Origin of the sequence: Pseudomonas sp. 34 E 7 (genome assembly GCF_900005715.1) — a bacterium.
GTDB lineage: Bacteria > Pseudomonadota > Gammaproteobacteria > Pseudomonadales > Pseudomonadaceae > Aquipseudomonas > Aquipseudomonas orientalis_A.
Map to the genome: position 1 here is coordinate 36,956 of NZ_CVTX01000193.1, position 10,217 is coordinate 47,172.

Below are 10,217 nucleotides of genomic sequence, written 5' to 3' on the forward strand. Positions count from 1 at the left end.
CGGGTCACTTTGGAAAAGCCCCAAAGTAACCAAAGGGCTCTTGCCCCACCACTCGGCACCTCGCTTGGGCTCGGTGTGCCCGAACGCAGGCTTGAATCCGTGGGCCGCCGCAATGGGCCATCCTTGGCCCAGTGCGGCTAACCCGGCGTCCTGCCGGGTTGCCCACGGATTCAAGCCTGCGTTCGGCCAGCGTGGTTTAACGGGGCGCCTGAGATCAAGATCAAAAGCCAGAGCCAGAGCGACTCGCTTCGCATCGTGGTTACGGGTGGGCGCTACTGCGTTGTGTCGATATCTATGGCCATCGGGGGCAAGACGAATCGTCGCACCGCCCCTCCCTCATTTTGCTCGTCAGGCTCCCCCCTACCAACGCTCTTTCAACATCCGCAGTTCCAGATGCTGCAACAGCATGATGGTCTTGCCATCCACAATCTCTCCGCTGGCCACCATCCCCAACGCCTGCTCGAACCCCAGTTCCAGCACTTCGATGTCCTCGCCCTCTTCCGCCAGGCCGCCGCCGGCGCCAACCCGGTCGCCCGCCTGGTATTCGCCGGTAAAGAAGTGAATGCGCTCGGTCACCGACCCCGGGCTCATGAAGGCCGCATAGACTTTTTCGACATGCCCCACGCGGTAGCCGGTCTCTTCCTCGGCTTCCAGGCGGATGCGTTCTTCGGGACTGGCGTTGTCGAGCAACCCGGCCGCCGCTTCGATCAGGTAACCGGGGTAATCATTGACGAAAGTCGGCATGCGGAACTGGCGGATCAGCAGCACCGTGCGCTGCTCGCGGTTGTACAACAGGATGGTCGCACCGTTGCCCCGGTCATACACCTCGCGGGTCTGGGCTTGCCAACTGCCGTCGCGACGGCGCAGGTCGAAGCTGTATTTCTTCAAGAGGTACCAGTTGTCCGAAAGGGTTTCTTCGGCGGTGATGCGCACGGGGCTGTTGTCCATGGTCGGGCCTTTGCTCAAAGAAGCGGAGCATCGCGTGCAGGCCATGCAGCGTCAAGCCGGTTGCCCGGATGGGTCGCTGCAACACTTTGCAAGCAATCCTGCGTCACGGCCGTCGTATTAATTTTTGCTCTGCCCGGGCCATCTGGTACAACCCGAGCTTGGCTTTTGTACTGGAATCTTCATGTCAGCTTTTTCCATACCCCGCCGGGGCCTGCGCCGGTTTGTGCTGCTGTGCATGGCCCTGCTGATCGTCGGCCTGCCGGTCGGCTGCGCCGTGCTGCAACACAAGGAGCGCGAACTGGTGTTTCGCATCGAGCCGGGCACCGCAGGCTGGTACACCGGCCTGCCAAGCGCCGTGCAGGAGTTCGATATCAAGCCCGCCACGTTCAAATCCGGCCAGAATATCCATGGCTGGTGGTACCCGGCCGCGCGCAAGGATGCGCCTGCGATCCTCTATCTGCACGGCGTGCGCTGGAACCTCACCGGCCAGCTGTTTCGCATCGAACAGTTGCACGCCCTGGGCTATTCGGTGCTGGCCATCGACTATCGCGGTTTTGGCAAAAGCCAGGGCGACCTGCCTTCGGAAACCACGGTGTATGAAGACGCGCGCATCGCCTGGGAACGCTTTCAAACCTTGCAGCCGGACCCCGGTAAACGCCTGATCTACGGCCATTCCCTGGGTGGCGCGGTGGCCATCGACCTCGCGGCCGAGTTGAGCAGGCAGGTGCCGTTGCCGGTACGCGGGCTGGTAATCGAATCCACGTTCACGTCCCTGGGGGATGTCGCCACGGCCGTTGCCGATACCTCACTGCCGGTGCGCTGGTTGCTGTCGCAGAAATTCGATTCCATCGACAAGATGGCCGATATCCATATGCCATTGCTGGTGGTGCACGGCCTTGATGACCGCTACGTACCACCGCGTTTCAGCCAGCAGTTATTCGAAGCCGCCCAGGAACCCAAGCGGCTGTTACTGGTGCCGGGGGCCGGCCACAACAACAGCATGAGCCTGGCCGGGCGCAATTATGGCGTGGCGCTGGACAAGCTGATGCAAACGACGATGCCATCACCGGTGGTCAGCCACTCCACAGGCCGAGACGGTGACTCATAAACGCACTTTTCGGCACTGGCTTGGCCAAGGCCTGTCAAGCGCAAACCCTGCCCGTATTGGCCGTCATTGAAAGTTGATCAAATATTGATCGCAGGTTAAATCGCCAATGCTGCCGGGGCCTTGCAAAGTTATCCACAGAGATACCCACGGTTTTCGTGGACAACTCTTTTTACTTTTCCGTTTCTTTTTGCCCATCAAACGCCGTCAGGAAACGTGCCAGGCAGCAGGATCTCGCGATTCACATCACGTATATCGTTATAGCCACACAGCGCCATCGACACATCCAACTCACGGGCGATGATCTCCAGCGCTCTGGTCACGCCCGCTTCGCCCATCGCGCCCAAGCCATACAGATGCGGGCGTCCGATCATCGTGCCCCTGGCGCCCAGCGCCATGGCCTTGAGTACGTCCTGGCCGGAGCGAATGCCACCATCGAGCCACACCTCTATGCGATTGCCCACCGCCTCCACAATCGCCGGCAACTGGCTGATGCTCGACGGCGCACCATCCAGCTGACGGCCACCGTGGTTGCTCACCACCAACGCATCGGCGCCGGTATTGACCGCCAGGCGTGCGTCTTCCACATCGAGGATGCCCTTGATGATCAGCTTGCCGCCCCAGCACTTCTTGATCCACTCCACATCGTCCCAGCTCAAGCGCGGGTCAAATTGTTGGGCAGTCCACGCCGACAGCGAACTCATGTCGGCCACGCCCGTCACATGCCCGACGATATTGCCGAAACCACGACGCTGCGTGCCGAGCATGCCCATCACCCAGCGCGGCTTGGTCATCATGTTGAGGATGTTCGGCAGGGTCAGCCTGGGCGGCGCCGACAAGCCATTGATCAAATCCTTGTGACGCTGCCCGAGGATCTGCAGGTCCAGCGTCAACACCAACGCATCAACACCCGCCGCCTTGGCCCGCTCGATCAAGCGCTCGATAAACCCGCGATCGCGCATCACATACAACTGGAACCAGAAGGGCTGGCCGACGTGCTCGGCGATGTCTTCCAGCGAACAGATGCTCATGGTCGACAAGGTATAGCGCAGGCCAAAAGCCGCAGCGGCGCGCGCGGTGAGGATCTCGCCATCGGCGTGCTGCATGCCCGCAAGGCCGGTAGGTGCCAGCGCCACCGGCATGGCCATGTCCTGGCCAATCATGCTGGCGCGGATCGAACGTTCATCGATATTGCGCGCCACGCGTTGACGGAATTTGATACGGGCAAAATCGCTTTCATTGGCCCGGTAGGTGCTCTCAGTCCAGGAGCCGGAATCGGCGTAGTCGTAGAACATGCGGGGCACACGTTTTTGCGCAAGCTTGCGTAAGTCTTCGATGGTTGTGATCAACGACATCGGGTCACCTCTCCCTGAACTGAACCCAGAGAGTAACCGGCGATCGCCCAGGCAACCAGCCATTGCGTTTATCTCGCGAGCTGTACACGGCGGCGCCCTGCCCCGGCCCAGGTAAACCGGCGAGGCTTTTTTCAATCAGGTCGGGAGGTGCGACCGATGAAGGTCCAGCAGGTCCAGGGCATCGGCGATCGCATGGCCGCTGGCGGTGTTATCGAAGATGCACCAAGTGGGAATGCCCTCCTCCATCGACTGGCGCAACAACCGCGCATACGCCTGCACCCGCTCATGCCCATAAGCGCTGTGATAAATGCGAGGCGAGCCATGCAGGCGCCAATAATGCACGCCGTGCCAGGCATCGCCTGCGGCAATGACATCGGGGTCGGCGGTGACCCAGCCAATCTCCAGGGCTCGCAACAGACTCCCAGCCGCCAGCCAACTGGCATGGCGCGGCTCCAGCACTACGGCGCCGGCAAAACCCTGGCGCAGCGCCTCGAAAAAGGCGCGGGCAACCAGCGGTTCATAACTCAAGGACGGCGGCAGCTGAACCAGCAGGCAACCGAGCTTTTCGTGCAGTTGCAGGCATTGCGCGAGAAACTCGTTCAGGGCGCTGGCGCACTGCTGCAAGCGCAGCTCGTGGGTGATCCGCTTGGGCATCTTGACCGAAAAACGAAACCCCGCAGGCACCGAATCGCGCCAGCGCGCGTAGGTTTTCGGCAAGTGGGGCCGATAAAACGAACTGTTGATTTCCACCGCATTGAAACGCGAAGCGTAGCGCTGCAGATGCGTGCCTTGCCCAAGGAAGGCCGGCCAATGCTCGCGGGGCAGGCTCCAGCCAGCACAGCCCACATACAGCGGTGCTGTCAAAACAGCACCGTGGCCGCATCGCGCATGAAAATCTCGATGGTCTTGGGCCCGACGCCGTCGAACTCACCCAGGCGCCTTTCGAACGCCTGGCGGTCGTCGCTGGCCTCAAGCATCCGGGTGATGCTGCCGCTGTAATCGGCATTGAGTTTTGCGCTCAGGTCCAACAGGCGCTGGGCCGTGGTTTCGTCGTAACGCACGTAATGCGCGCGCCCCAACATGGCGACCAGTTGCCGCGACGTGCAGTGCTGCAATTTACGCGGCGTGTCGCGGCCCTCCTCTTCAATGATCACCCTGTACGCCTGCGCGGCAATCGGCGCCTGAATGCGCTTGCCCATCAGGAAGCTGGCGATAAACCACTTGAACAGGCTGCTGTCATCGCCAGGCTTGAGCTCGATTCCCAGTTCCGACGCGCTGATGGAACGGGCCATGCTCACTGCCCCTTGCTGAGCTGTCCCTTGCTGAGCTTCTCATTGATCGCATCGGTCTGGCGCTCAAGGTCCTTGATCGAGGTCGGCGTCACCACTTTATCGATGGTTTCGGTCCTGGGGTTCGGACGTTCCAGGGACTGCCCTTTAGTGTCGTCGGCATTGCCCTTTTGCGCGTCTTCGGAACTGACGGGCGCGGGGGTTTTATCGGCGGGCTTGTGATCAGTCACGGTGCTATCTCCTGGTAATGACAGGTCACCCACAGTGGCGACCCTATGCAGCAGAACCCTGTGAATTTGGATTAGTTCAAGGAAATTGCCACGCTTGCCGTTCGGTCAATGCGTGCAAAAAAAATTTAAACCTTTTACCCGGGCGCCGGTTCAACAGTCTCGTAACGGCAACACGCCATTTCCAAGGAGAGACACCATGACGACTCGACTGATGAAACACATGGGCCTGACATTCGCGCTGGTTGCAGGCTCGATTTCCACCGCGATGGCCGCCACCTCCAACGACTTTGTCGAGAGCGCCGCCCAGGGCGGTATCACCGAGGTGGAAGCCGGCAAACTGGCGCTGGAAAAAAGCAGTTCGGCGGACGTGAAGACCTTCGCGCAGCACATGATTACCGACCATACCAAGGCCAACCAGGAACTGATGGCACTGGCGAAAAAACTCGATATCGAAGTACCGGATGACGCCGCCCTGACTGACAAGGCGAAGAAAGCCATCCTGGAAATGCGCGATGAATCGTTCGACAAGGCCTACGCCAACAACCAGGTGGACGCCCACGAGAAAACCGTCGCACTGTTCAAGAAGGAAGCAGAGTCCTCGGACAACGCCGAGTTGAAAGCTTTCGCCACCAAGACCCTGCCGACCCTTGAAGCACACCTGGAAAAAGCCAAGGCGCTGCAAGGCAAATACGCCCATTAATTCACTTACCCAAACAGGAGACACCCGCTTATGAGTGCGCAACTCAACGGTAAGAAAATCCTGATCATCACCTCCAATACCGGCATCGAGCGCGATGAACTGCTCAAGCCTCTGCAAGCCCTGCGTGGTTTCGGCGCGACCGTGACGCACGCCTCCAGCAAAGGTGGCACTACCCAGACCTTCGTGGGCGATACGGAAAAGGACCAGACCGTGGAATCCGACGTGCAACTGTCGGACGTGATCGGCAGCGACTTCGACGCGCTGGTCATCCCTGGCGGCACCGTCAATGCCGATACCCTGCGCCAGGACAGCGCCGCGCTGCGCTTGATCAGCGAGTTCGCCCAGGCCGGCAAGACCATCGCGGCCATCTGCCACGGCCCGTGGACGTTGATCGACGCGGGCGTGGTCAAAGGCAAGACCCTGACTGCGTTTAAAAGCGTGCGTATCGATCTGGAGAACGCTGGCGCCGCCAGTGTGGTCGACGCCCAGGTGAAGGAATGCAAGGCCAATGGCTGGACCTTGATCACCTCACGCACGCCGGACGATTTGCCGGCGTTCAATGAGGCGATTGCCCAGGCTGTTGCGGGTTGATCCGTCCACCGCAATAAAAACAGGCGCCCCATGGGGCGCCTGTTTTTTTAACTGAACGCTTCAGTGTTTACGTGGTTGCGCCATCTCGCGCTTGGGCCCGAACATCGCCCAGGCGATCAGCCCCAGCAGGGGTACGAAGATCAGCACCACCACCCATAAGCCCTTGGTCTCCCAGCCGCCGGTACTGCGCAACACGATGTTGATGGCCCACAGTTCCAACAGCAGCAGAATCACTGCCAGTACGATCCAGATATATTCAATTTGCATGCTTCACCTCCTGAAGTCTAAGGGTTAGGTCAAGCAAATGCGCCAGGGGTTCCATCGAATTGTTCAGCAACGCACTTCAACAGCGGCGGCGGTTGTGCGTTGTGCAATCCCGGCAACCCCCGATCATGCAAGCTGCACGACAACCACCCGACGGGTTGACGCCATCCATTTGATTTAAAACATAATTTACTGGCCTGAGAAGTTGGTACGCGTGATGCAATGAGCTTACTCACGAGGCGTGCGTTTCGACATGCCCGACCATTACCCGTGAGGTTCCACATGAATGCCATCGACCTTCTCAAAGCCGACCACGAACGCGTCAAGACCCTGCTGACCCAATTGAGCGAATCCACCGAACGCGGGGTGAAAAAACGCACCGACTTGCTGGCCAAGCTGGAGATGGAAATCACCCTGCACACCAAGCTGGAAGAAGAAATTCTCTACCCTGCTTTCAGAAAAGCCGGCGGCAAGGAACAAGACATCATGTACCACGAAGCCAAGGAAGAGCACCGCACCGTCGACTCATTGGTGCTGCCCGACCTGAAGCAGACCGACCCGTCCACCACCGAGTTTTCCGGTCGAGTCAAAGTGGTCAAGGAGCTGCTGGAGCACCATATCGAAGAAGAAGAAACCGAGATGTTTCCAGAGGCCAGGAAGCTTCTGGGCAAAGCGGTGCTGGAGGAACTCGGGGCTGAAATGGAAGCGATGAAAGCGGCTCATAAAAAGGCCATGACGAGTAAACCAATGGCTGCGTAAGGCCTATTGGTCACGTTGTCTGCGCTTTGATTGGCGCAAGCGTCAGGGCCTGTTTACCGGCCCTGACGCCTTATCCTCAGCAACCAGGCCGGTCAAAATACGATTGAAGCCCTGCATACGGGGCAGGCAAAGTAGTTCGAGATGTTGCTGGAAGACAGGCCAGCCCACCCCTTGTCGGAAAATTATCGGCTGGCCGCCGTCCACTGCGCCTGACTGGCCGCCGTGGCCATCAAGCTGTTGACCGACCATGTGCCCATGCCCCCAAACCGCGTAGGAACAGGTTCACCAGTACGCAGGAATACAGGGCCCAGGCGATCAGCGCCCGCTCGAGGCAGCTCGATTTCATCGCCGCGCCCCTACCACCGAAGCCACAAAAGGATAGAGCGCAGCGCGCCCCTGTGGCAGAACGTCGCAGATTACGCCGGGGCCCAGGGTTGCTAGACTCTGCACCCTTCTCGTTACTCCTTTTCAAAGCCGGGTGGGCAACTCCAGAGCCATTCAGGCGTTTCACAGGATGCACAGTTGATGAGTACGTTATTCACCCGCCGCAAAGTGCTGACCGGCATGGGCCTGTTGGGCCTTGGCAGCCTGCTGGGCGGCTGTGACTACAGCCCCAAGCTGGATTTCAATTACGGCAAGGACCTCAGTGACAAGATCATGGGGCGCACCTTCAAGCTCAAGAACACCGACGGCGAAACCGTCACCCTGAGCTCGTACCGTGGCCTGATGCCCGTGGTGTTCTTCGGCTTCACCCAGTGCCCGGCGGTCTGCCCGACCACCCTGGCGCGCGCCGCCCAGGCGAAGAAGCTGATGGGCCGCGACGGTGAAATCATGCAGGTGGTGTTCATCACCCTGGACCCCGAGCGAGACACCCCCGAGATACTCGATAAATACGTCAAGGCCTTCGACCCCAGCTTCGAAGCCCTGTATGGCACCCCGGAAGAAATCGCCGTGGCCGCCAAGGAATTCGGGATCTTTTATGAAAAGATCCCCGCCGGCGACACCTACACCCTGTCCCACACCGCCACCAGTTTCGTGTTCGATACCCGTGGCAACCTGCGCCTTGGCTTGCAGGCATCCCTTACCGCTAAAGAGTGCGCAGAAGACCTGCTCACCGTCATGGAGGTCTGCTAATGACTGCCGTTCAACACCTCAAGCGTCTCACCCTCGGCCTCACCCTGCTCGGCCTCGCCGCCCACGCCAGCGCCCAGGTGCAAGTGAGCGACGCCTGGGTACGTGCCACCGTGCCCGGCCAACCGTCCAGCGGCGCGTTCATGACCGTCACCGCCGACGCTGACAGCCAGTTGCTGCGCGTGGCTTCACCAGTGGCCAAAGACGTGCAGATCCATGAAATGAGCATGAAAGACGACGTAATGCGCATGGGCCCGGTGGACTCGGTGGCCCTGCCCGCAGGCAAAGCCGTCAAGCTCGACCCGAATGGCTACCACGTGATGCTGATGGGCCTGACCGGCCAGATCAAGGAAGGCGACCAGGTGCCGCTGACCCTTGTGGTAAAAGACGCCAAGGGCACTGAGCAGACCATCGAAGTGGAAGCGCCAGCGCGTGGTTTGGATGGGATGGATCATAGCCACATGGACCATAGCAAGATGCACTGAGGGGCGAACTCTCTGACACCAGGATGAACGCTATCGCACGCTCAATGTGTTCGGTTCGCAACCACTCGTGCAAAACCTGACCGATGGGGAAGGTTGGCGCCATGGTGGTTGCACTGCAGCTGGAAGCGGGCATGATCTGGCTGAACCGTCGACCGCTCGTTATGGTCCCAACCCGTACGCTCATCGTTACAGGAACCCATCCATGACCCTGCCTCAAGAAATGACCCTGATCGAAATCACCGCTCCCGGCGGCCCCGACGTGCTGCAGCCGCGTCGCGCAGACGTACCGGTGGCCGGCCCCGGCGAGATCCTGATTCGCGTGCATGCCGCCGGGGTCAACCGTCCCGACGCCCTGCAACGTGCCGGCAAATACCCGATGAAACCCGGCATGAGCCCGATCCCCGGCCTGGAAGTGGCCGGTGAAGTGGTGGCGCTGGGCGAAGGCGTGCATCAATACGAACTCGGCGACAAGGTCTGCGCACTGACCAATGGCGGCGGCTATGCGCAGTTCTGCGCGGTGCCGGCCAGCCAGGCGCTGCCGATTCCCGAAGGCATGGACTGGATTCAAGCGGCGGCCGTGCCGGAGACCTTCTTCACCGTCTGGGCCAACCTGTTCGGTCTCGGCGGCGCCTGCAACGGCCAGCGCGCGCTGATCCACGGCGGCACCAGCGGTATCGGCACCACCGCCCTGATGCTCTGCCGGGAATTCGGTATCGAGGCATTCGCCACCGCCGGCAGCGCCGATAAATGCGCGGCGATCGCCAAGCTCGGGGCGCAGCCGATCAATTATCGCGAAGAGGATTTTGCCCAGGTCATCGCCGAGAAAACTGCAGGTAAAGGCGTCGATGTGATTCTCGACATCATGGGTGCCTCCTACCTCAACAACAACCTCAAGGCCCTGGGCATGGACGGCCACCTGGTGATACTGGGCTTCCTCGGTGGCGCCAAGGCCAATGAGGTGGACCTGCTGACCATACTCGGCAAACGTGCGGTCATCACCGGTTCCCTGCTACGCGCACGCACCCGCGAAGAAAAGGCCGCCATCGCCGAGCAGTTGCGTGAACACATTTGGCCGGTGCTGAGCGAAGGGCGTTGCCTGCCGATCATCGACAAGGTGTACGAATACACCGACGCCGCCCAGGCTCACGCCCGCATGGAAGGTGGCGACCATATCGGCAAGATTGTGCTGCGCGTCGAATAAACCACCCCCCTGTGGCGAGTGACCTTGCTCCCTCTGGAGCATAGGTACCCACACAACTCAGCAGCGCCCAACCGTAACCACGATGCGAAGCGAGCCGCTCGTGATCTTGATCTTGATCTGCTTTTGATCTTAAGCGCCCCGTCAAACCACGCTGGCCGA

General features: G+C 60.3%; 13 protein-coding genes and 1 pseudogene. 7 read left to right on the plus strand and 7 right to left on the minus strand.

All coding sequences use genetic code 11. The features are described from left to right. Positions 1-360: 360 nt before the first annotated feature. Positions 361-948, minus strand: a complete 588-nt coding sequence (locus tag BFP96_RS28060; protein WP_065884722.1) for an NUDIX domain-containing protein — start codon at positions 946-948, stop codon at positions 361-363. 181 nt (positions 949-1,129) lie between these two features. On the opposite strand from BFP96_RS28060, the gene BFP96_RS28065 reads away from it, so the two are divergent. Then, positions 1,130-2,056: an alpha/beta hydrolase gene (locus BFP96_RS28065; protein ID WP_065894251.1), complete on the plus strand. Its 927-nt coding sequence runs from the start codon at positions 1,130-1,132 to the stop codon at positions 2,054-2,056. Between the two features lie 194 nt (positions 2,057-2,250). Here the strand turns inward: BFP96_RS28065 and BFP96_RS28070 are convergent, their stop codons facing one another. From BFP96_RS28070 to BFP96_RS28085, 4 genes are all read right to left on the minus strand, one after another. Then, positions 2,251-3,408 carry an alpha-hydroxy acid oxidase gene (locus tag BFP96_RS28070; RefSeq protein ID WP_065897153.1) on the minus strand — a complete coding sequence of 386 codons (1,158 nt, stop codon included), beginning with the start codon at positions 3,406-3,408 and terminating at the stop codon, positions 2,251-2,253. A gap of 135 nt (positions 3,409-3,543) precedes the next feature. Beyond that, the gene (locus BFP96_RS28075; protein WP_139113461.1) at positions 3,544-4,272 is read right to left on the minus strand and encodes a DUF72 domain-containing protein; all 729 of its coding nucleotides are present in this window, start codon (positions 4,270-4,272) and stop codon (positions 3,544-3,546) included. After that, positions 4,269-4,700 (minus strand): DNA methylase, encoded by a 432-nt coding sequence (locus tag BFP96_RS28080; protein ID WP_065894246.1) that lies wholly within the window; start codon positions 4,698-4,700, stop codon positions 4,269-4,271. Before BFP96_RS28080 ends, BFP96_RS28075 begins: the two co-directional genes overlap by 4 nt. Before the next feature lie 2 nt (positions 4,701-4,702). Beyond that, positions 4,703-4,927: a hypothetical protein gene (locus tag BFP96_RS28085; RefSeq protein ID WP_065894245.1), complete on the minus strand. Its 225-nt coding sequence runs from the start codon at positions 4,925-4,927 to the stop codon at positions 4,703-4,705. A gap of 196 nt (positions 4,928-5,123) precedes the next feature. Here BFP96_RS28085 and BFP96_RS28090 point away from each other — a divergent pair, with 196 nt between their 5' ends. Together BFP96_RS28090 and BFP96_RS28095 are read left to right on the plus strand one after the other, a co-directional pair. Next, entirely contained in the window at positions 5,124-5,627 is a 504-nt protein-coding gene (locus BFP96_RS28090) for a DUF4142 domain-containing protein (RefSeq protein WP_065884728.1), read from the plus strand. A gap of 30 nt (positions 5,628-5,657) precedes the next feature. Beyond that, the gene (locus tag BFP96_RS28095) at positions 5,658-6,218 is read left to right on the plus strand and encodes a type 1 glutamine amidotransferase domain-containing protein (RefSeq protein WP_065937428.1); all 561 of its coding nucleotides are present in this window, start codon (positions 5,658-5,660) and stop codon (positions 6,216-6,218) included. Positions 6,219-6,278: 60 nt separating this feature from the next. On the opposite strand, the gene BFP96_RS28100 is transcribed toward BFP96_RS28095, so the two are convergent. Continuing rightward, positions 6,279-6,485, minus strand: a complete 207-nt coding sequence (locus tag BFP96_RS28100) for a PLD nuclease N-terminal domain-containing protein (protein ID WP_065884730.1) — start codon at positions 6,483-6,485, stop codon at positions 6,279-6,281. Between the two features lie 279 nt (positions 6,486-6,764). On the opposite strand from BFP96_RS28100, the gene BFP96_RS28105 reads away from it, so the two are divergent. After that, positions 6,765-7,241, plus strand: a complete 477-nt coding sequence (locus BFP96_RS28105) for a hemerythrin domain-containing protein (RefSeq protein ID WP_065894243.1) — start codon at positions 6,765-6,767, stop codon at positions 7,239-7,241. A gap of 98 nt (positions 7,242-7,339) precedes the next feature. On the opposite strand, the pseudogene BFP96_RS31930 reads toward BFP96_RS28105, so the two are convergent. After that, positions 7,340-7,587, minus strand: a pseudogene (locus BFP96_RS31930) (DUF2946 domain-containing protein); the annotation flags it as partial. A gap of 179 nt (positions 7,588-7,766) precedes the next feature. Here BFP96_RS31930 and BFP96_RS28115 point away from each other — a divergent pair. The 3 genes from BFP96_RS28115 to BFP96_RS28125 all read left to right on the plus strand — a co-directional run bounded on the left by BFP96_RS28115 (position 7,767) and on the right by BFP96_RS28125 (position 10,058). Continuing rightward, on the plus strand, positions 7,767-8,375 hold the full coding sequence (locus BFP96_RS28115; protein WP_065937430.1) for an SCO family protein: 609 nt from the start codon (positions 7,767-7,769) through the stop codon (positions 8,373-8,375). After that, positions 8,375-8,857, plus strand: coding sequence for a copper chaperone PCu(A)C (locus tag BFP96_RS28120; protein WP_065937431.1), 483 nt, complete (start codon positions 8,375-8,377; stop codon positions 8,855-8,857). Before BFP96_RS28115 ends, BFP96_RS28120 begins: the two co-directional genes overlap by 1 nt. A gap of 202 nt (positions 8,858-9,059) precedes the next feature. Continuing rightward, positions 9,060-10,058: an NAD(P)H-quinone oxidoreductase gene (locus BFP96_RS28125; protein ID WP_065884735.1), complete on the plus strand. Its 999-nt coding sequence runs from the start codon at positions 9,060-9,062 to the stop codon at positions 10,056-10,058. The last annotated feature ends 159 nt before the right edge of the window (positions 10,059-10,217 follow it).

Coding starts and splice junctions, on each gene's coding strand:
- BFP96_RS28060 (WP_065884722.1), bottom strand. CDS start 948: ATGGACAACAGCCCCGTGCGCATCACCGCCGAAGAAACCCTTTCGGAC.
- BFP96_RS28065 (WP_065894251.1), top strand. CDS start 1,130: ATGTCAGCTTTTTCCATACCCCGCCGGGGCCTGCGCCGGTTTGTGCTG.
- BFP96_RS28070 (WP_065897153.1), bottom strand. CDS start 3,408: ATGTCGTTGATCACAACCATCGAAGACTTACGCAAGCTTGCGCAAAAA.
- BFP96_RS28080 (WP_065894246.1), bottom strand. CDS start 4,700: ATGGCCCGTTCCATCAGCGCGTCGGAACTGGGAATCGAGCTCAAGCCT.
- BFP96_RS28090 (WP_065884728.1), top strand. CDS start 5,124: ATGACGACTCGACTGATGAAACACATGGGCCTGACATTCGCGCTGGTT.
- BFP96_RS28095 (WP_065937428.1), top strand. CDS start 5,658: ATGAGTGCGCAACTCAACGGTAAGAAAATCCTGATCATCACCTCCAAT.
- BFP96_RS28100 (WP_065884730.1), bottom strand. CDS start 6,485: ATGCAAATTGAATATATCTGGATCGTACTGGCAGTGATTCTGCTGCTG.
- BFP96_RS28105 (WP_065894243.1), top strand. CDS start 6,765: ATGAATGCCATCGACCTTCTCAAAGCCGACCACGAACGCGTCAAGACC.
- BFP96_RS28115 (WP_065937430.1), top strand. CDS start 7,767: ATGAGTACGTTATTCACCCGCCGCAAAGTGCTGACCGGCATGGGCCTG.
- BFP96_RS28120 (WP_065937431.1), top strand. CDS start 8,375: ATGACTGCCGTTCAACACCTCAAGCGTCTCACCCTCGGCCTCACCCTG.
- BFP96_RS28125 (WP_065884735.1), top strand. CDS start 9,060: ATGACCCTGCCTCAAGAAATGACCCTGATCGAAATCACCGCTCCCGGC.